The organism is Kitasatospora sp. NPDC101157, from assembly GCF_044768255.1.
Classification (GTDB): Bacteria; Actinomycetota; Actinomycetes; order Streptomycetales; family Streptomycetaceae; genus Kitasatospora.
This window is the reverse complement of record NZ_JBIWPL010000040.1, coordinates 35012-54169: the sequence shown is the minus strand read 5'-3', so window position 1 is coordinate 54169 and position 19158 is coordinate 35012. Positions and strand designations below refer to the sequence as shown.

16 protein-coding genes and 1 tRNA gene are annotated in these 19158 nt (G+C 70.9%); 9 read left to right on the top strand and 8 right to left on the bottom strand.

The window, feature by feature from the left end:
• Positions 1-138 precede the first annotated feature (138 nt).
• Complete coding sequence (locus tag ACIRVF_RS40500) at positions 139-1098, top strand: LysR family transcriptional regulator (protein WP_402829622.1); 960 nt, start codon at positions 139-141, stop codon at positions 1096-1098.
• Between the two features lie 193 nt (positions 1099-1291).
• Here ACIRVF_RS40500 and ACIRVF_RS40495 read toward each other — a convergent pair whose 3' ends face one another.
• Positions 1292-2221, bottom strand: coding sequence for a hypothetical protein (locus ACIRVF_RS40495; RefSeq protein WP_402829620.1), 930 nt, complete (start codon positions 2219-2221; stop codon positions 1292-1294).
• The gene (locus ACIRVF_RS40490) at positions 2218-2736 is read right to left on the bottom strand and encodes a SigE family RNA polymerase sigma factor (protein WP_402829617.1); all 519 of its coding nucleotides are present in this window, start codon (positions 2734-2736) and stop codon (positions 2218-2220) included. The genes ACIRVF_RS40495 and ACIRVF_RS40490 overlap by 4 nt, the downstream gene beginning before the upstream one ends.
• A 155-nt stretch (positions 2737-2891) precedes the next feature.
• Here ACIRVF_RS40490 and hrpA point away from each other — a divergent pair, with 155 nt between their 5' ends.
• Positions 2892-6872 carry an ATP-dependent RNA helicase HrpA gene (gene hrpA, locus ACIRVF_RS40485; protein ID WP_402829615.1) on the top strand — a complete coding sequence of 1327 codons (3981 nt, stop codon included), beginning with the start codon at positions 2892-2894 and terminating at the stop codon, positions 6870-6872.
• A 152-nt stretch (positions 6873-7024) separates the two neighbouring features.
• Positions 7025-7098 (top strand) — tRNA-Asp (locus ACIRVF_RS40480).
• Between the two features lie 347 nt (positions 7099-7445).
• Here the strand turns inward: ACIRVF_RS40480 and bldC are convergent.
• Positions 7446-7652, bottom strand: a complete 207-nt coding sequence (gene bldC / locus ACIRVF_RS40475; RefSeq protein ID WP_014137253.1) for a developmental transcriptional regulator BldC — start codon at positions 7650-7652, stop codon at positions 7446-7448.
• A gap of 487 nt (positions 7653-8139) precedes the next feature.
• Positions 8140-9066, bottom strand: a complete 927-nt coding sequence (locus ACIRVF_RS40470; protein WP_402829612.1) for a hypothetical protein — start codon at positions 9064-9066, stop codon at positions 8140-8142.
• 199 nt (positions 9067-9265) lie between these two features.
• Here ACIRVF_RS40470 and ACIRVF_RS40465 point away from each other — a divergent pair, with 199 nt between their 5' ends.
• Both ACIRVF_RS40465 and ACIRVF_RS40460 read left to right on the top strand, forming a co-directional pair.
• Entirely contained in the window at positions 9266-10423 is a 1158-nt protein-coding gene (locus ACIRVF_RS40465) for a Glu/Leu/Phe/Val dehydrogenase dimerization domain-containing protein (RefSeq protein WP_402829610.1), read from the top strand.
• A gap of 383 nt (positions 10424-10806) precedes the next feature.
• Positions 10807-11064 carry a DUF3073 domain-containing protein gene (locus ACIRVF_RS40460; RefSeq protein ID WP_380420125.1) on the top strand — a complete coding sequence of 86 codons (258 nt, stop codon included), beginning with the start codon at positions 10807-10809 and terminating at the stop codon, positions 11062-11064.
• Between the two features lie 261 nt (positions 11065-11325).
• Here the strand turns inward: ACIRVF_RS40460 and purM are convergent, their stop codons facing one another.
• The 3 genes from purM to ACIRVF_RS40445 form a co-directional block, all read right to left on the bottom strand.
• On the bottom strand, positions 11326-12411 hold the full coding sequence (purM, locus tag ACIRVF_RS40455) for a phosphoribosylformylglycinamidine cyclo-ligase (protein ID WP_402829608.1): 1086 nt from the start codon (positions 12409-12411) through the stop codon (positions 11326-11328).
• Positions 12412-12494: 83 nt separating this feature from the next.
• Positions 12495-14078, bottom strand: a complete 1584-nt coding sequence (gene purF, locus ACIRVF_RS40450; RefSeq protein WP_402829606.1) for an amidophosphoribosyltransferase — start codon at positions 14076-14078, stop codon at positions 12495-12497.
• Positions 14079-14318: 240 nt separating this feature from the next.
• Entirely contained in the window at positions 14319-15173 is an 855-nt protein-coding gene (locus ACIRVF_RS40445; RefSeq protein ID WP_402829604.1) for a diacylglycerol kinase, read from the bottom strand.
• 126 nt (positions 15174-15299) lie between these two features.
• On the opposite strand from ACIRVF_RS40445, the gene ACIRVF_RS40440 reads away from it, so the two are divergent.
• Both ACIRVF_RS40440 and ACIRVF_RS40435 read left to right on the top strand, forming a co-directional pair.
• Positions 15300-16583: an adenylosuccinate synthase gene (locus ACIRVF_RS40440; RefSeq protein WP_402829602.1), complete on the top strand. Its 1284-nt coding sequence runs from the start codon at positions 15300-15302 to the stop codon at positions 16581-16583.
• 126 nt (positions 16584-16709) lie between these two features.
• Entirely contained in the window at positions 16710-17312 is a 603-nt protein-coding gene (locus ACIRVF_RS40435; protein WP_402829600.1) for a GNAT family N-acetyltransferase, read from the top strand.
• 13 nt (positions 17313-17325) lie between these two features.
• Here the strand turns inward: ACIRVF_RS40435 and ACIRVF_RS40430 are convergent, their stop codons facing one another.
• Positions 17326-17745 (bottom strand): ATP-binding protein, encoded by a 420-nt coding sequence (locus ACIRVF_RS40430; RefSeq protein ID WP_402829598.1) that lies wholly within the window; start codon positions 17743-17745, stop codon positions 17326-17328.
• A gap of 367 nt (positions 17746-18112) precedes the next feature.
• Between ACIRVF_RS40430 and ACIRVF_RS40425 the strand changes: the two genes are divergently transcribed.
• Both ACIRVF_RS40425 and ACIRVF_RS40420 read left to right on the top strand, forming a co-directional pair.
• Positions 18113-18907 (top strand): DUF5753 domain-containing protein, encoded by a 795-nt coding sequence (locus ACIRVF_RS40425; protein WP_402829596.1) that lies wholly within the window; start codon positions 18113-18115, stop codon positions 18905-18907.
• A gap of 13 nt (positions 18908-18920) precedes the next feature.
• Positions 18921-19109 carry a DUF397 domain-containing protein gene (locus ACIRVF_RS40420; protein WP_402829594.1) on the top strand — a complete coding sequence of 63 codons (189 nt, stop codon included), beginning with the start codon at positions 18921-18923 and terminating at the stop codon, positions 19107-19109.
• Positions 19110-19158: the final 49 nt, after the last annotated feature.

The following is a 19158-nucleotide window of genomic DNA, read 5'->3' as shown; positions in this document are numbered from 1 at the left end:
ATCTCTGGCCCCGACCAAAAACAACCCCGCCCCCTCCGCCCCCCCCCCCTCAACCGCCCCCGGCGTCACCCACCCTCCCGAAAGCCCCCCGAACAACCAACACCCCCCCAACAGCAACCCCCCACTAGGGTTCCCCAGGTGGATCTGGATCTGGGACAGGTACGAGCCTTCGTCACCACCGCCGAGACCCTGCACTTCGGCCGGGCGGCAGCCCGGCTCGGCATCAGCCAACAGGGCCTCTCCAAACGCATCGCCCGCCTGGAAGCCACCCTCGGCCTCCGCCTCCTGGAACGCGACGCCCGCGGCGTCAGCCTCACCGCGGCCGGCACCCGTTTCCTGGCCCCGGCCCGGCGAGTGCTCACGCAGGGAGACCTGGCCGTGGCCGCCGTCCAGCAGACCGGACGACCACTGCGGATCGACGTGTGGGGACACCTCTACGCCCCGATGCGCACCCTCGCACAAGCCGTGGACGCGGCGCCCGGCCTGGAGGTGGAGCCGGTGCCGGGTCGGGACCTGCCGTCGGTGGCGGCGGCGCTGCTGCGCGGGGAGGCGGATGCCGGGTTCGGCCGGGTGCACGCCCTGCCGGACGGCGCCGACGCCGGGCTGACGCACCGGCTGGTCCGACTGGAGCCGGTCGACGCGCTGCTCAGCGCGGACCACCCACTGGCCGACCGGGACACCCTGAGCCCGGTGCAGTTGCGCCGCAGTGTGCTGCGCTATCCGGCGGCGGTGGACCGGCTGGACTTCCTGACCCGCTTCGCCGCGAGGTTCGACATCACCGCCCGGGTCGGCTCGACCAATCTGGGTCTGGAGCACTTCCTCGACCAGGTCGCCGCCGACCCGAGCTGCTTCTCCCTCGTCCCCGCCGACGGCCCGCTGCCGGACCGCCCCGGCGTGCGCACCGTCCCGCTGGCCGACCCGACCCCGCTGTACGCCTGGTCACTGCTCTGGCGTACCGACGGCGGCGCCGAGGACAACGGCCAACTGGACCGCCTGCTGCGGGCGTTCACCGCCGAGGCCGCCCGCAGCCGGTGGCTGGAGTACGACCCGTCCCGGGACTGGCTCCCGGACGCCGACGAGGCCGCCCTCCAGCCGTGAAGCCGCGCCCCGCTCGACGTGCCGGCTCACGACGTCGTGCACCCGTCCGGCCTTTCCTCCGGCAGACCCTTCGCCCCCGTTCCCCGGCCGTCGCCTCCGCCCCGTCGATGCCTGGAGGTGTCCGGCGTCGACTCTGCCGCCACGGCACCGACAACCGGGCACAGCGGCTGCTCGGCCCGTGCCCGGCGCCGGATCACCACCACGAGGTCTCGGTCCCCAGCACCGATCCGTCGGCGGCGTAGGAGGTCACGGTGCTGTCGGAGGAGTTCGGCTTGTGGACGACGGCGTACCAACGGGACGGCGAGTCCCCGACCCCGACCGGCACCACCTCGGTGGAGCCGCCGCCCTTCCAGCCGACCACGACCTTCGCGACCGCGGCATCCGCCTGGATCACCGCCATTTCCGTAACGCTGGCCGTCCCGACCACGCGGTCGAGCGGCACTCCGTCGGAGACGCCCCCCAGGCCCACCTTCTTCGGCCCGCCGGGGGCGGCGGCCGACTGCACGCGGTCCATGGGCTGCCGCTTTCCGTCCGAGACGAGGTAGATGTCGACCCGGTCCATGGACGGATCCCAGCTCGGGTACGCGCTCCGCGAGGAGCCCGGCGTCAGGGTCGGATCGGCGGCGTGCCGCTCCGCCCAGATCAACTCGGCCTGCTTGGCGCCGTCCTCCGAGGTCGGGGCCGCCGGCCACAGGGCCACCCAGGCCTCCAGGGCGTGGCCCTTCGAGACGCTCTCGTGGATCTTGACCCGGACGGGGGTGAACGGGTCCCTGCCGGGCCGAGTGGCCGTGGGGGTCGGCGTGGCCGTGGCGATCGGTGTGACGACGGCTGCGGGCGTCACCGCCGAACCACCCGGCCGCCACTCGCTGAGCACCGCGCCGGCCCCCGCCACCGCCACGAACACCAGGGCCCCCACCCCGGTCAGCAGCCGTCGGCGCCACAGCCGGCGCCGTCCGGCCAGGAGCAGCCGCTCGTACGGCACGGCCCCGAGATGCACGCTCTCCGCGAGCTCGCTCAGACCCCGCGCGGCCGCCGCCTCGTCGCTGGTCAGCTCGTCGTCGAGCGGCTCCACGGCCGACCACACCCATGCGATCCGGTCCCCCGTCACGGGCTCCTCGCTCATCTTCCGACTCCGACACTGATCAGTCCGCTGAGTGAGGCGGTGTCCCGGAGTTTGGCCAGCCCCCTGGCCGCCTGGCTCTTCACCGTGCCGACCGAGCAGCCCATGGCCGCCGCGGTCTGGGACTCGCTGAGGTCCTCCCAGTACCGCAGCACCACGGCCTCGCGCTGCCGGGGCGGCAGGGCGGCGAGCGCGGCGAGCAGCACGGCCCGGGCATCCGGGTCGGGCGCGGTCGGGGCGGGCCGGTCCGGAAAGGCCTCGACCAGGTACTCGGCCGGTCTGCGGCGGAACCGCCGGGCGTGCTCGTTGATCAGGATCCGGCGCACGTAGGCGTTCGGGTCGTCCGCGGCGCGGACCTTGGTCCAGTGGACGTAGGCGCGCTCCAGCGCCTGCTGGACCAGGTCCTCGGCGCCGTGGCGGTCCCCCGCCAGCAGGTACGCCGTCCGCAGCAGCCGTGACCACGCGCCGCCGATGAACTCCCGGAACTCCTCGTCCCGGGCGACCTTCTGGTCTCCCATGAACACCCCCTCCGTCCACCAGAGCCCGAGATCCCCCCCGACCGTTGCTCGGCGCCCGCGATTCGCCGTTCGCGATCGGCCGCCGGCGGCTGTGACACTGGAGGGGCTCGAAAACCGAGGTGCGCTCCGCCGTGCCTCCTTGCGAACCTAGAGGGATGCCCGCAGTGAGTTCTCCCGCAGTCCAGTCCGCCCCCGTGCCCGCCGAGGGCCCCGGAATCGGTGAGCTGGCCGCCCGCCTGCCCGAGCTGACCCTGCGCGACGAGGTGCGGATCGGACGCCGGCTGGAGGGGGCCCGCAGGGTCCGCAAGCCCGAGGCCCGGCAGAAGATCGCCACCGAGATCGCCGCCGACATCGACCGCGCCGAGCTGCTGGTCGAGCAGCGCCGGAACGCGGTGCCGAAGATCACCTACCCGGCCGAGCTCCCGGTCAGCCAGAAGAAGGACGACATCCTGGAGGCGATCCGGGACCACCAGGTGGTGATCGTCGCAGGCGAGACCGGCTCCGGCAAGACCACCCAGATCCCGAAGATCTGCCTGGAGCTGGGCCGCGGTGTGCGCGGTCTGGTCGGCCACACCCAGCCGCGCCGGATCGCCGCCCGTACCGTGGCCGAGCGCGTCGCGGAGGAGCTGGACACCCCGCTCGGCGAGGCCGTCGGCTGGAAGGTCCGGTTCACCGACCAGGTCGGCCAGGACACCCTGGTCAAGCTGATGACGGACGGCATCCTGCTCGCGGAGATCCAGACCGACCGCGATCTGCGCCAGTACGACACCCTGATCATCGACGAGGCGCACGAGCGCAGCCTCAACATCGACTTCCTGCTCGGCTACCTCAAGCAGCTGCTCCCCCGCCGCCCCGACCTCAAGGTCGTGATCACCTCCGCGACGATCGACCCCGAGCGCTTCTCCCGGCACTTCGGCGACGCCCCGATCATCGAGGTCTCCGGCCGGACGTACCCCGTCGAGGTCCGCTACCGCCCGGTGATCGACGACGGCGAGGACGAGGCCGACGAGGCGGACCGCGACCGCGACCAGATCCAGGCGATCTGTGACGCCGCCCAGGAACTGCAGGACGAGGGCCCGGGCGACATCCTGGTCTTCCTCTCCGGCGAGCGCGAGATCCGCGACACCGCCGACGCCCTCACCAAGCTGAAACTGAGGAACACCGAGGTCCTCCCGCTCTACGCCCGGCTCAGCTCGGCCGAGCAGCACCGGGTCTTCCAGCGCTCCAACCTGCGCCGGATCGTGCTGGCCACCAACGTGGCCGAGACCTCGCTGACCGTCCCCGGCATCAAGTACGTGATCGATCCGGGCACCGCCCGGATCTCCCGCTACAGCCACCGCACCAAGGTGCAGCGGCTGCCGATCGAGGCGATCAGCCAGGCCAGCGCCAACCAGCGCAAGGGCCGCTGCGGCCGCACCTCGGACGGCATCTGCATCCGGCTGTACTCGGAGGAGGACTTCCTCTCCCGCCCCGAGTTCACCGACGCCGAGATCCTGCGCACCAACCTGGCCTCGGTGATCCTCCAGATGACCGCGGCCGGCCTGGGCGACATCTCCGCCTTCCCGTTCCTGGACCCGCCGGACTCGCGCAACATCAAGGACGGCGTCCACCTGCTGCACGAGCTGGGCGCGCTGGACCCGGACGAGAAGGACCCGCGCAAGCGCCTGACCGCGCTCGGCCGCAAGCTCGCCCAGCTGCCGGTGGACCCCCGGATGGCCCGCATGGTGCTGGAGGCGGACCGCAACGGCTGCGTGCGCGACGTCATGGTGATCGCCGCCGCGCTGTCCATCCAGGACCCGCGCGAGCGCCCCGCCGAGAAGCGCCAGGCCGCCGACGAGCGGCACCGCCGGTTCTCCTCGGAGACCTCCGACTTCCTCTCCTACCTGGCGATGTGGCGCTACGTCCGGGAGCAGCAGAAGGAGCTCTCCTCCTCGGCGTTCCGCCGGATGTGCAAGTCCGAGTTCCTCAACTACCTGCGGATACGGGAGTGGCAGGACGTCTACACCCAGCTGCGCACGGTCGCCAAGCAGTTGGGCGTGACGATCGAGGAGCCCCGTCCGGACGCCGAGCCGGACGCCGACCGGATCCACCAGTCGCTGCTGGCCGGGCTGCTCTCCCACATCGGCCTGTTCGACGTGGAGAAGCGCGAGTACGGCGGCGCCCGCGGCGCCCGCTTCGCGGTCTTCCCGGGTTCCGGTCTGTTCAAGAAGCCCCCGCGCTGGGTGATGTCCGCCGAGCTGGTGGAGACCTCCCGGCTGTGGGCCCGGATCAACGCGAAGATCGAGCCCGAGTGGGTCGAGCCGCTGGCCGGGCACCTGATCAAGCGCAGCTACAGCGAGCCCCACTGGGAGAAGAAGGCCGGCGCCGTGCTGGCGTACGAGAAGGTGACCCTCTACGGGATGCCGATCGTCGCCCAGCGCAAGGTCAACTACGGCCGGATCGACCCGGAGCTCTGCCGCGAGCTGTTCATCCGCAACGCGCTGGTCGAGGGCGACTGGGAGACCCACCACAGGTTCTTCGCCGAGAACCGCAAGCTGCTCGGCGAGGTCGAGGAGCTGGAGAACCGGGCCCGCCGCCGGGACATCCTGGTGGACGACCAGACCCTGTTCGACTTCTACGACGCTCGGCTGCCCGAGGAGGTCGTCTCCACCCGGCACTTCGACGCCTGGTGGAAGAAGGCCCGGCACGAGCAGCCGGACCTGCTGAACTTCGAGAAGTCGATGCTGATCAACGACGCCGCGGACGGCGTCACCGAGGCCGACTACCCGGACTACTGGCAGCAGGGCAAGCTGCGCTTCAAGCTGACCTACCAGTTCGAGCCGGGCAGCGACGCGGACGGCGTGACCGTCCACATCCCGCTGCCGGTGCTCAACCAGGTCACCGCGGAGGGCTTCGACTGGCAGATCCCCGGTCTGCGGGAGGAGCTGGTCACCGCGTACATCAAGTCGCTGCCCAAGGCGATCCGGCGCAACTTCGTGCCGGCCCCGGACTTCGCCAGGGCGGCCCTGCGCCAGGTGAAGGACCGCCAGGAGCCCCTGCTGCCGTCCCTGGAGCACGCCCTGAAGCGCCTGACGGCCGTCACGGTGCCCCCGGAGGCCTGGGACGACGAACGGGTGCCGGAGCACCTCAAGGTGACCTTCCGGGTGGTGGACGGCAAGCGCAGGCTCGCCGAGTCCAAGGACCTGGAGGAGCTGCGGCTGAAGCTCAAGCCCAAGCTCAAGGAGACGCTCTCCTCGGCGGCCTCCGGCAAGGGCATCGAGCAGAGCGGGCTGACCGCCTGGCCGGCCGGGCTGCCGGTGCTCCAGCGCACCTTCGAGCAGCGCTCGCGCGGCCACTCGCTGCGTGCCTACCCGGCGCTGGTGGACGAGGGCGCCTCGGTCGGCGTGAAGCTGTTCGACACCCCGGAGGCCCAGGCCCGGGCGATGTGGGAGGGGACGCGCCGGCTGCTGATGCTGACGACGACCTCCCCGGCCAAGTCGATCCAGGGCCGACTGGGCAACCAGGCGAAGCTGGCGCTCTCGCACAGCCCGCACGGCTCGATCAACGCCCTGTTCGAGGACGTCGTCTCGGCCGCGACGGACCGGCTGATGTCCCTGGCCGGCGGCCCGGCCTGGGACGAGGCGGCCTTCGGCAAGCTGCACGACAAGGTGCGGGCGGACCTGTACGACCTGTCCGCGGACACCACGCTGAAGACGGCCACCGCCCTGATCGCCTTCCACAAGGCCTCGACCCGGCTGAAGTCGGTGAGCAGCCCGGTGCTGCTGAACGCCGTGAACGACGTCCGGCTGCACCTGGCCTCGCTGGTGCACCCGGGCTTCGTGACGGACACCGGCTGGCAGCGGCTGCCCGACCTCAAGCGCTACCTGCTGGCGGTCGACCGCCGCCTGGAGGCGCTGCCCAACCACCCGCAGCGGGACGCCCAGCAGCTGCTGAAGGTCCAGCAGGTGCAGCAGGCGTACGGGGAGCTGCTGGCGGCGGTGCCGGCCGGGCGGCAGCCCTCCGAGGAGGTGCGGGCGATCCGCTGGATGATCGAGGAGCTCCGGGTCAGCTTCTTCGCCCAGTCGCTGGGCACGCCGAGCCCGGTCTCGGAGAAGCGGATCATGAAGGCGATGGAGGCGGCCCGGGCGTCGCTGTGAGGTCCCCCGGGCGGCCCCGCGACCCGGGCGGCGCCCTGAGCTGCGGGTGCGCGGTGGGCCTTCAGGAGCCAGTTCGACCTGGAGGCCCACCATGGGCTACGATCTGTCTTGTTCGCAGCGCGGCAAGCGAGTGAACGAGATCAGAAAACTCTGGTCCCGTGGAGCAGTTGGTTAGCTCGCCACCCTGTCAAGGTGGAGGTCGCGGGTTCAAGTCCCGTCGGGATCGCCGTAGCGCGAGAGGCCCGGAACCGTCAGGTTCCGGGCCTCTCGCTTTTGGTCGTCCGGCTCCTACCGCACCCAGGCCCGGACCGCAAGCGGCAGGCCCTGTGATCGTCGCCACTCACCCCCTCCGGGAGGCACCCCCGGAACGGCCCGTTCTAGATACCACTAATTTAATATGTAAAATTGCACTTTTATTCACTGTAAATCCCCCCCGCATCTTGCGCACCAAATCGTTATCCGGAGTTCAGCATTCCGACCCCCTGGAAGCGCGGCGCCGAGCACGACAAAGGGACCGCCAACCGGACCCGGCGGAGTCCGGTTGGCGGCCCCTTTCAAAGAGCCTTTGGCCTATCAGGCCTCAGTGCGCTGGGCGGGAATCCCGGCCAGCAGGGCGCGCACCTCCGCCTCACGGTAACGGCGGTGACCGCCGAGCGTGCGGATCGACGTCAGCTTGCCCGCCTTGGCCCAGCGGGTGACCGTCTTCGGGTCAACGCGGAACATGGTGGCAACCTCTGCCGGCGTCAGCAGCGGCTCAGCATCAGGGGTACGAGCGGTCATGAGCGGCCTCCTCGGGAGAACCGAACCAGGGCGGTTCTATCCTTCAAATTCTGCACCTTGGCCCGCGATGCCCGAAATGGCATAGACGGGCCGAGTCGGTTATAGGACGAACGGCTTGTCCTGGTGTCTACAACTACACCATCCGTCCAGCCCTATCGACCAAACCGCCAAAATTGACCCCTCACGGGTTCAAGGCCGACGGATGGCGATGGACCACCCCATAACGGACAGTCACGCCACAGTGACGTCCGGTTACGAGGGGACCAGACCCTCCGTTTCCCCGCAAAGCACGCATCGACTCCAGAACCACCCAAAAGTGGGCACGCTCACGTGAAGTTGGGCTGGTTGTCCCATTTTTGCACATAGGGGTAAGTTCGCGTCAACGGTGAGTAGTGTCACGTTCGGCAGCTATTGACCCGAACCAGGACCTTGGTCGGCCCCGTTGCGGACCAAAGACCCCTCACAGTCATACACGGGCGGTCGGACGTCAGTTCGCCTGCCGCAGCGCGAGCACCCGCCGCCACCGCACCGTCAGTTCCCCGTACGCGCGCAGCGCCTCCGCGGTGTCCCCCGCCCGCAGCGCCCGCAGCCCGTCCTCCAGCTCCCCCGCCGAACGGTCCGCCAACAGCCGCTCCGGCCCCAGCAGATGCACCAGCCCCCCGTAGTCCAGCTCCACCAGCGAGCGCGGGTGGAACTCCTCCAGCCACCGCCCGACCTGCTCCGCCCCGCGCACCAACTCCCCCTCCGGCACCGCCTCGCGCAGCGCCCGCAGGGCCCGCGCCACCCGGCGCCGCGCCTGGGCCATCGGCACCAGGTAGAACAGCGCCGCCGCCCTCCCCCGCTCCCCCTCCGTCCCTTCCCCGTCCGCCCGCTCACCGCCCGTGCTCCCCGGCACGAAACACCGGTCCTCGTCCCCGAACGGGAGGAACCAGCGCACCGGCACCTCCCACCGGCTGGTGAGGATCCACGGCCGGGCGTCCGGGTGCCCGGACAGCCAGCGCTCCCGGTCCGCCTCGGCGGCCGCCCGCGTCGCCGGCGGCACGGCGGTGTCCAGCAGCGCCACCGGAGCCCCCGCCCGCAGCTCCTCCAGCGCCTGCCAACTGCGCAGCCTGGTCGCCCACGGGCACACGTACAGTACGCCGTCCACGATCCGCAGGTACGCCCGCCCGCTCTCCCTCTCCGGCAGCGCCCTGGGCGTGCGGGCGGCCAGCTCCGCGAGCGCCTCCCGCTGCTCCTCCAGCACCGCCGCGGCCACCGACTGCTCGGCCGCCACCGCGTCCGGCCCGTGCTCCGCCGCATAGGCCTGCCAGCCCGCCCGCTCGGGCTCCGGGTACGCCGCCAACGGCTCGTAGACGCGCAGGTGGGCGGCGTAGGGCGGCAGTACGGAGGTACGCACGACGGTCACGTCCTGCATGGTCGCACGCGCCGCGCGACCCCGGGAGGGCGCGCCCCCGAACCGTTCGCGCCCGCACCGCTGATCCCTCGCCGTCTCACCCTTCGGACAACCGGCACAAGCTCGGACAAGACGGCGGATCGGCGGCCCCCGCCCGGCTACTCTTCGCCCTAGGCGCCCGCACCACAGCAGCGGGCCTTTCCATACTGGAGTCACCACCGTGACCGACGTACAGACCCCGGCCACGCACCCCGCACCCGGCGTGCTCAGCAGGATCTTCCGCACCGAGCAGGACGGCGCCCCCGGCGACGGCCACGAGCAGGTCGTCCTCTGCCACGACCGCAGCTCCGGGCTCAAGGCGATCATCGCCATCCACTCCACCGCCCTCGGCCCCGCCCTCGGCGGCACCCGCTTCTTCCCGTACGCCTCCGAGGAGGCGGCCCTGGAGGACGCGCTGAACCTGTCGCGCGGGATGTCCTACAAGAACGCGCTGGCCGGCCTCGACCTCGGCGGCGGCAAGGCCGTCATCATCGGCGACCCGAACCAGGACAAGAACGAGGCGATGCTCCGGGCCTACGGCCGCTTCGTCGAGTCCCTGCGCGGCCGCTACATCACCGCCTGCGACGTGGGCACCTACGTCCAGGACATGGACGTCATCGCGCGCGAGACCGAGTTCGTGACCGGCCGCTCGCCCGAGCACGGCGGCGCCGGGGACTCGTCCATCCTGACCGCCTTCGGCGTCTTCCAGGGCATGCGCGCCAGCGCCCAGGCCCGCTGGGGCCAGCCCACCCTGCGCGGCAAGCGGGTCGGCGTCGCCGGCGTCGGCAAGGTCGGCCACTACCTGGTCGGCCACCTGGTCGCGGACGGCGCCACCGTCGTCGTCACCGACCCCTTCGAGGCCGCCGTCAACCGCGTGCGCGCCGCCCACCCGGAGGTGGAGGTCGTCGCCGACACCACCGCCCTGCTCCAGGCGAAGCTGGACGTCTACGCCCCCTGCGCCCTCGGCGGCGCGCTGACCGACCCGGTGGTCGCGGCGCTCGGCGAGTTCGGCACCTCGATCGTCTGCGGCGCGGCCAACAACCAGCTGGCCCACCCGGGCGTCGAGAAGGACCTGGCCGACCGCGGCATCCTCTACGCCCCCGACTACCTGGTGAACTCCGGCGGCGTGATCCAGGTCGCCGACGAGATCGACGGCTTCAACTTCGAGCGGGCCAAGAACAAGGCCACCAAGATCTTCGACACCACCCTGGAGATCTTCACCCGGGCCGCCGCCGACGGCATCCCGCCGGCCGTCGCCGCCGACCGCCTGGCCGAGAAGCGGATGCGCGAGATCAGCGCGCTGCGCACGGTGCTGCTGCCGGGCGCCCGCCGCGGCTGATCGCGGCCGTTCCGGTGAGCCGGTGCGCGGGGGGCCGTCACCTTCGGCCCCCCGCGCATCACGATGTGGAACCGGATTCTCACTTCTCCGCCCGAACGGGTGATCCGAGGTCCCCCTAGGGGGGATAATCGGTCCTGGAACGACGGACCCCGAACACCTCCGGACAGCGTGCAAATCGCCGCAAAACCTCCCCTGACCTGGGAAGACCTCGTCGCGGGTGCGGTCGGTGCGCGCCACGTCACACCGACGACGTACCGTCCAGCGGCGGAAACAGGTACCGTTAATGCTCCAAGGGACGGTCCTCCCATTCGGGCAGGCCGGTCCTGATCATGAACACGTGTCAGACTCGGGGCCGTGAGCCCCATCGTTGAGGGGGTCGACCCATGGGGCGCGGCCGGGCCAAGGCCAAGCAGACGAAGGTCGCCCGCGAGCTGAAGTACAACAGCGGCGGGTTCGACGCTAACCGTCTGTCCAACGAGCTGGGCGTATCGCCGTCCACCGCTTCGATCGACCCGGAGCCGATCGAGGAGGAGGAGGACGACGACCCGTACGCGGAGTACGCCGCCCGCTACGCCGACCTCGACGACGAGGACGACAACGAGCCGGGCACCGGGCCGTCGCAGGCCTCCCGCCGCTCGTAACCCACAGCTTCGCCGGACCGGTCCGCGCACCCCTGGGTGCCGGACCGGTCTTCGGCGTTCCCGCGTTCCCGCGATCCCGCGCGCGGACCGGTGCCGGCGCGCCGACCGCGCCCGGTGCCGGCCGACGGCTGACGGCTGACGGCTGACGGCTGACGGCTGACAGCTGACGGCCGATGACCACGGACGTGCGAGAGGGCCCCTCCGGTGCACCGGAGGGGCCCTCTGTCGTCGACGGGGCGACGGGGCCGGGACGGGGGCCGGTCAGCCCGCCGTGAAGCCCTCGTAGGCGTTGTAGAGGGCCGCGCCCTCCGCGTGCTCGCCGGTGCGCTCGACGATGTCACCGAGCAGCCAGGCCTCGACGCCGCGGTCCTCCAGGATCGACAGCACCACGTCCACCGAGTCCGGCGGGACGACGGCGACCATGCCGACGCCCATGTTGAGCGTCTTCTCCAGCTCCAGGGTGGCCACCTTGCCGACCTCGGCGACGGTCCGGAAGACCGGCAGCGGGGTCCAGGTGCCGCGGTCAAGGCGGGCGTGCAGGCCGTCCGGGATGACCCGGGCCAGGTTGGCCGCCAGGCCGCCGCCGGTCACGTGCGAGAAGGCGTGCACCTCGGTCGCGCGGGTGAGCGCCAGGCAGTCCAGCGAGTAGATCCGGGTCGGCTCCAGCAGCTCCTCGCCCAGGGTGCGGCCGAACTCCTCGACCTTGCGGTCCAGCTTCCAGCCGGCCTGGTTCAGCAGCACGTGGCGGACCAGCGAGTAGCCGTTGGAGTGCAGGCCGGAGGCGGCCATCGCGATCACCACGTCGCCGGCCCGGACCCGCTCCGGGCCCAGCAGCGCGTCGGCCTCGACCACGCCGGTGCCGGCGCCCGCGACGTCGTACTCGTCCGGGCCGAGCAGGCCCGGGTGCTCGGCGGTCTCGCCGCCGACCAGGGCGCAGCCGGCCAGCGCGCAGCCCTCGGCGATGCCCTTGACGATCGAGGCGACCCGCTCCGGGACGACCTTGCCGACGCAGATGTAGTCGGTCATGAACAGCGGCTCGGCGCCGCACACCACGATGTCGTCCACGACCATGCCGACCAGGTCGTGGCCGATGGTGTCGTGCTTGTCCATGGCGGCCGCGATGGCCACCTTGGTCCCCACGCCGTCGGTGGCCGAGGCCAGCAGCGGCCGCTCGTAGTTCTTGAAGGCGGACACGTCGAACAGGCCGGCGAAGCCGCCGAGACCGCCGACCACCTCGGGGCGGTTGGCCTTCTTCACCCACTGCTTCATGAGCTCGACGGCGCGGTCGCCCGCCTCGATGTCGACACCGGCGGCGGCGTAGGTGGCGCCGTTCTGGTTGCTGGTCACTGCGTGCGGCCCTTTCGGGTCAGGTGGGGGTGGTTCGGAAACAGCGGTGGGGCCCCGGTTCGCGGGACCCCACCGTGCGTTCGTTACGGGCGGCGCAGCGCGTCGGCCGCGCCCGCCCCGCCGAGCAGCGACTGGACGCCGTCCAGGTCGCTGCCGCTGGTCGGCTTGCCGCGGACGGCCGGCTGCTGCTGGCCGCCCTTGATCTCGGCCTCCAGCAGGAGCTTGCCGAGCAGCGCCGGGTCCGGCAGCTCCATCGGGTACTCGCCGTCGAAGCAGGCCCGGCAGAGCTTGTCCTTGGGCTGCTTGGTGGCCTCGATCATGCCGTCGATCGAGATGTAGGCGAGCGAGTCGGCACCGAGCGTGCGGCCGATCTCCTCGATGGTCATGCCGTTGGCGATCAGCTCCGCGCGGGTGGCGAAGTCGATGCCGAAGAAGCAGGGCCACTTCACCGGCGGCGAGGAGATCCGGATGTGCACCTCGGCGGCGCCCGCCTCGCGCAGCATCTTCACCAGCGCGCGCTGGGTGTTGCCGCGCACGATCGAGTCGTCCACGACCACCAGGCGCTTGCCGGCGATGACCTCGCGCAGCGGGTTGAGCTTGAGCCGGATGCCGAGCTGGCGGATGGTCTGGCTGGGCTGGATGAAGGTGCGGCCCACGTAGGCGTTCTTCACCAGGCCGGAGCCGTACGGGATGCCGCTGGCCTCGGCGTAGCCGATCGCGGCGGGGGTGCCGGACTCGGGCGTGGCTATCACCAGGTCGGCCTCGACGGGGGCCTCCTTCGCCAGCCGGCGGCCCATCTCCACCCGGGAGAGGTGCACGTTGCGGCCGGCGATGGAGGTGTCGGGGCGGGCCAGGTAGACGTACTCGAACACGCAGCCCTTGGGCTTCGCCTCGGCGAAGCGGGAGGTACGGATGCCGTTCTCGTCGATGGCGATGAGCTCGCCGGGCTCGACCTCGCGGATGAAGGAGGCGCCGCAGATGTCCAGCGCCGCCGTCTCGGAGGCGACCACCCAGCCGCGCTCCAGCCGGCCGAGCACCAGCGGGCGGATGCCCTGGGGGTCGCGGGCGGCGTAGAGGGTGTGCTCGTCCATGAAGACGAGCGAGAAGGCGCCCTTGACCTTGGGCAGCACGACCTTGGCCGTCTCCTCGATGGAGAGGTCCGGGTGGCCGGCCAGCAGGGCGGTCACCAGGTCGGTGTCGTTGGTCGCGGCGGTCCGGCCGGAGCGCGAGACGTGCTCCTCGCCGGGCAGTTCGGCGACCATGGCCGCCAGTTCGGCGGTGTTCACCAGGTTTCCGTTGTGCCCGAGGGCCAGCGAACCGTGCACGGTCGCCCGGAAGGTCGGCTGGGCGTTCTCCCAGACCGAGGAACCGGTGGTCGAGTAGCGGGCGTGTCCGACGGCGATATGCCCGTGCAACGACCCCAGCGAGGCCTCGTCGAAGACCTGGGAGACGAGTCCCATGTCCTTGAAGACGAGAATCTGGGAGCCGTTGCTCACTGCGATGCCCGCGGATTCCTGACCGCGGTGCTGCAGGGCGTAAAGGCCGAAGAACGTGAGCTTGGCGACCTCCTCGCCGGGAGCCCAGACACCGAAGACGCCACAAGCGTCCTGGGGGCCTTTCTCGCCGGGAAGAAGATCGTGGTTGAGTCTTCCGTCACCACGTGGCACGCCTTCGAGTCTAGGGCAGTTGACCAGGGCTTCCGGACCCCGGGACGTCCGGTTGGATCGGCGATCACCGAGTAACGCGCGTAGACAAAACCCCTTACGGGGCCGGGAATTCGGGTGGGGGAATTCCGGCGGACGGCGGTTGGCCTTGCGGTTCGCGCCTGTTGGGGCTCTCCGTGTGCGGAACGGTGGCCACCGGGGCGGCGCCGACGTGAGCCTGCTCACCCGGGGTTCATCCGACGGTCATGCGGCGGGCAGCAACAGGCCCCAGGCGCCCGGGTGGACCGTCCAGGTCCGGGCGCGGACCGGGCCGACGGAGTGGCCGTCCGCCTCGTAGCCGAAGCCGCGCCCGACCACCGAGACGCTCGCCGCCCGCACCCGCACCAGCGCACCCTGCGCGCTGACCACCACTTCGAGCACCCCCGTGCCGGCCGGGTCGGCCCGTCCGGCGCCCGGGAGGGTCAGCTGCACCAGGCGGACCGGCCGGTGCACGTCCGCGAGCAGCCGGCCGTCCGCCTCGACCCGGACCCGGGGGCTGTGGTCCGCCGTGTCCGGGGTGAGTGCGTTCGCCTGCTCGGCCGCAGCCAGTTTCGCCCATAGCGAACGCCAGCCACCCGTCCGGCCCACCGGCCGCCGCGCGCCGCCGCCGGTGATCCGCACCCCGCCCAGCGCCACCCCGCCGCCGTCGTCCACCAGGAGGTCGAAGGTGCGCGGCGCGCCCGACAGCACGGCCCGTGCCGCCCGCACCGGCTCGCCCGGTACACCGAGCGCCCGGGCCGTCGCCAGCTCCTCCGCCCGGCCGACCGGAACCATGCCCACCGGATCGGCGCCCAGCTCACGCTGCCGGTGCAGCGCCTGGAGCACCCGCTGAAGGGCGAGATCGGAACCGATCACCACCGGTCGCCGACGGCCCCGGTGCGAAAGCATCCGGTCGAGTTCCGACGGGCTCTCCGGATAGGCCACCTTGACGTCCGCACCCCCGCACAGCACGTCCTTCGCGATCCGCACCGACTCCCCGTCGGTCTGCCGGGCCGCCGGGTCGAGCAGTAGTAGAAGGGGCTCGGGACCGCCGGTTCCAGGCGTGGACAGGGACGACACGACCGGTCCTTCCTCAGGTAATCTCTCGGTGCAAGAGCCCCTTGCGCCATTGCGCCAGGGGCTTCGTCTATCTCGGGGCAGACTGCGGCCTACGCAGGATGCCCCAACCGGAAGGGGTGTACGCCTGTGCCGGCACTCGTGCTCGTTGGCGCTCAGTGGGGGGACGAGGGCAAGGGGAAGGCCACCGACCTCCTCGGCGGCTCCGTCGACTACGTCGTCCGCTACCAGGGCGGCAACAACGCCGGTCACACGGTGGTCATCGGCGACCAGAAGTACGCCCTGCACCTGCTCCCCTCCGGCATCCTCAGCCCGAACGTGACGCCGGTCATCGGCAACGGCGTGGTCATCGACCCGGGCGTGCTGCTCTCCGAGCTCAACGGCCTGAACGAGCGCGGCATCGACACCTCCAAGCTGCTGATCTCGGGCAACGCCCACCTGATCACCCCGTACCACCGCACCATCGACAAGGTCGCGGAGCGCTTCCTCGGCAAGCGCCGGATCGGCACCACCGGCCGCGGCATCGGCCCGACCTACGCCGACAAGATCAACCGCGTCGGCATCCGGGTCCAGGACCTGTTCGACGAGTCGATCCTGCGCCAGAAGATCGAGGCGGCGCTGCACGACAAGAACCAGATCCTGGTCAAGCTCTACAACCGCCGCGCCATCCCGGCCGACCTGGTGGTCGAGGAGTACCTGGGCTACGCGGAGAAGATCAAGCCCTTCCTCGCCGACACCACCCTCGTCCTGGACGAGGCGCTCAAGGCGGACAAGGTCGTCCTGCTGGAGGGCGGCCAGGGCACCCTGCTCGACGTCGACCACGGCACGTACCCCTTCGTGACCTCGTCGAACCCGACCGCGGGCGGCGCCTGCACCGGCGCCGGCATCGGCCCCACCAAGATCGACCGGGTCATCGGCATCCTCAAGGCCTACACCACCCGCGTCGGCTCCGGCCCGTTCCCGACCGAGCTGCTCGACGAGGACGGCGAGGCGCTGCGCCGGATCGGTGGCGAGCGCGGTGTCACCACCGGGCGCGACCGCCGCTGCGGCTGGTTCGACGCCGTCATCGCGCGCTACGCGACCCGGGTCAACGGCCTCACCGACTTCTTCCTCACCAAGCTCGACGTGCTCACCGGCTGGGAGCAGATCCCGGTCTGCGTCGCCTACGAGATCGACGGCCGCAGGGTCGAGGAACTCCCCTACAACCAGTCGGACTTCCACCACGCCAAGCCGATCTACGAGACGCTGCCCGGCTGGACCGAGGACATCAGCAAGGCCAAGACCTTCGCCGAGCTGCCGAAGAACGCCCAGGCGTACGTGAAGGCGCTGGAGGAGATGTCCGGCGCGCCGATCTCCGCCATCGGCGTCGGCCCGGGCCGCGACGAGACGATCCAGATCAACTCGTTCATCTGAGCCTGACGGCCTTCGAGGGCCCCGCGGGACGGTTGCGTCCCGCGGGGCCCTTCGCTTGGGGTACCGAGTTTGCACTAGTTCATACGGCCATTGCCTCTAGTGCAGAACCGCGCTACGTTCGAAGCCATGACCGCGAAGCTGCCCTCACCCGTCACCCTCACCGGCAACCACATCCGCCTGGAGCCGCTGGACCGCCGCCACCTCGCCGACCTCTGGGCCACCGTCGGCTCCGAGCCGGAGGTCTGGCGCTGGACCATGAACCTCCCGCCCGCCACCGAGGAGGAGCTCGGCCGGATCCTCGACGACCGCATCGCCGAGGCCGAGAGGGGCGAGTCGGTGCAGTTCGCGGTCGTCGACCTCACCAGCGGCACCGCCGTCGGCGTCACCGGCTACTACGACCTCAACGCCAAGGACGAGTACCTGGAGATCGGCGGCACCCTGTACGCCCGTTCGGTCTGGCGCACCGCGGTCAACACCGAGGCCAAGCTGCTGCTGCTCACCCACGCCTTCGAGGACCTCGGCATGGGCCGCGTCTTCTGGAAGACCGACGCCCTCAACGAGCGCTCCCGCAACGCCATCCAGCGCCTCGGCGCCCAGTACGAGGGCACCTTCCGCCGCCACCGCCTCCGCCCCACCGGCACCTGGCGCGACAGCGCCTACTTCTCGATGCTCGCCGAGGAGTGGCCCGCCGCCAAGTCCCGGCTGCAGGAGCGGCTTTCGCGCGGCTGAGCACGCGTCGTCGTCACCGGTCGGCCAACTTGGCCACGGCCCACACCGCTTTGCCGTGGCTGCCGATCAGTTCGACACCCCACGCCGTGGAGAGGGCTTCGACGATCTCCAGGCCTCGACCGCTCGCCCGCGCGTCGTCCCGGGCCGGTCGTTGGAGCGGGTTCGCCGAGGCATCGGAAACGGTGATGTGCAGCTCGCCGCCGAGGAGTTCGAGGGTGACGCCCGGTCGACCCTCCCCGTGGAGCAGGGCGTTGGTCACCAGCTCGGAGAGGATGAGGCAGGCCGAATCCGGGTCCAGTCCCATGGCGTGGAGGACGTCCCGGAGGAGTCGGCGGATCGGCCCGACCATCCCGGGAAGGGCCGGCGGGGAGAGATCGAGCCGGAACTCGGAGACGAGCGGGCCCCGGGAGGGGCCGAACTGTGGAAGGCACATGGCTTTCACCAGCCCTGAGTCGAGTGAAGGCATCTGGGAGAGAAGTGGAAACCCGTGGCCTGCCCCCGCCGACGGCGTGAGAGGGCAGGCGTCGGCAGCCTGCACGCCCACCCCCGGGGTGCCCTTCGGGTGCACTTTCGCGACTTCGCGTAAGCGACTTGCTACACACGGTAGGCCATTGCCTGGCAGTTGCGCCACCCATTACGTGGCATTGATGCCCCACCAGGCCGGGGAACATATGCCCCAATGGACAAGGCGCAGCCCGCACGAAGTGGACTGTCAACACCGGACGCGGGAGACTCTCCGCATGCCGCCGAGGACCACACCAACCGCCCGCCAGTTGCGCGTTGGCCTGGAGCTGCGAAAGATGCGTGACTCCGCCAGGAAGACCACCGCTGACGCGGCCTCAACTCTCGGCCTGGACCGGACGAAGATCACCCAGATCGAGAAGGGCCTCTACCCCGTCTCGCCCGATCGCATCCGGACCCTTGCCTGCGAGTACCAGGAAGGCGATTCGCCCTACGTCGAAGCGCTCGCCACCATCGCGGCGGAGCGCGGCAAGGGGTGGTGGGAGGAGTTCCGGGGCGTCCTGCCCGCCAGCCTTCTGGACATCTCGGAACTCGAACACCGAGCCGAGGGCCGGATACGGACCTTTCAGATCGGCCACCCTCCAGGCCTGCTACAGACCGAGGACACCGCTCGCGCGATCTTCGAGCTGGTACATCCACGCCTACCCGCCCGGGACCTCTGGGCGCGAATCGCCCACCGCGTGGAGCGCACCCGGGTCCTCACCGGGGCAGCCGCCGTCGAGTACGACGCGATCGTCCACGAGGCGGCCCTGCGGATGAGGTTCGGCGGGAAGGACGTGGCCCGCGCCCAGCTCGAACACCTCCGCTCGATGGCCGAGCGCGCCAACATCACCGTGCGGGTCATCACCTTCGACGCCCCGGGCTTCTCCGGCGCCGGGAACGCGGTCCTCTACGTCGGCGGTGCAGTCCCTCGACTGGACACCGTGCAGATCGACTCCGTGCACGGCCCGATCTTCCTCGACGACGCCAACCAGCTACGGAACTACCGCGAGACGCTCGACGCCATGGAGAGGTCGGCACTCAGCCCGGCCGACTCGATCACCTTCATGGATGATCTTCTGAAGTCGTCCTGAAAGGGGAAAGACCATGGAAGACCTCGACTGGCGCACCCCCAGCATCTGCGGCGCGGGCAACAACTGTCCCGAGGTGGCGATCACCGGTGACTCCGTCTTCGTTCGCAGCAGCCTCGCCCGCGACACGCCCCCGGTTCGCTTCACGCACCAGGAGTGGGGGGACCTCCTCGACGGCATAGCCAAGGGAGAGTTCACCGTCTGACCGGCACGGATGGAGGTTCGTTCCGGTGGCCCCTTGCGCCTCGCAAGGG

What these genes read in the sequence shown, in the direction of transcription:
- ACIRVF_RS40490 (WP_402829617.1), bottom strand. Translation starts at nt 2,736, where the DNA reads ATGGGAGACCAGAAGGTCGCCCGGGACGAGGAGTTCCGGGAGTTCATC.
- ACIRVF_RS40460 (WP_380420125.1), top strand. Translation starts at nt 10,807, where the DNA reads ATGGGGCGCGGCCGGGCCAAGGCCAAGCAGACGAAGGTCGCCCGCGAG.
- ACIRVF_RS40420 (WP_402829594.1), top strand. Translation starts at nt 18,921, where the DNA reads ATGGAAGACCTCGACTGGCGCACCCCCAGCATCTGCGGCGCGGGCAAC.
- ACIRVF_RS40425 (WP_402829596.1), top strand. Translation starts at nt 18,113, where the DNA reads ATGCGTGACTCCGCCAGGAAGACCACCGCTGACGCGGCCTCAACTCTC.
- ACIRVF_RS40430 (WP_402829598.1), bottom strand. Translation starts at nt 17,745, where the DNA reads ATGTGCCTTCCACAGTTCGGCCCCTCCCGGGGCCCGCTCGTCTCCGAG.
- ACIRVF_RS40470 (WP_402829612.1), bottom strand. Translation starts at nt 9,066, where the DNA reads ATGCAGGACGTGACCGTCGTGCGTACCTCCGTACTGCCGCCCTACGCC.
- bldC (WP_014137253.1), bottom strand. Translation starts at nt 7,652, where the DNA reads ATGACCGCTCGTACCCCTGATGCTGAGCCGCTGCTGACGCCGGCAGAG.
- ACIRVF_RS40435 (WP_402829600.1), top strand. Translation starts at nt 16,710, where the DNA reads ATGACCGCGAAGCTGCCCTCACCCGTCACCCTCACCGGCAACCACATC.
- ACIRVF_RS40495 (WP_402829620.1), bottom strand. Translation starts at nt 2,221, where the DNA reads ATGAGCGAGGAGCCCGTGACGGGGGACCGGATCGCATGGGTGTGGTCG.
- hrpA (WP_402829615.1), top strand. Translation starts at nt 2,892, where the DNA reads ATGCCCGCAGTGAGTTCTCCCGCAGTCCAGTCCGCCCCCGTGCCCGCC.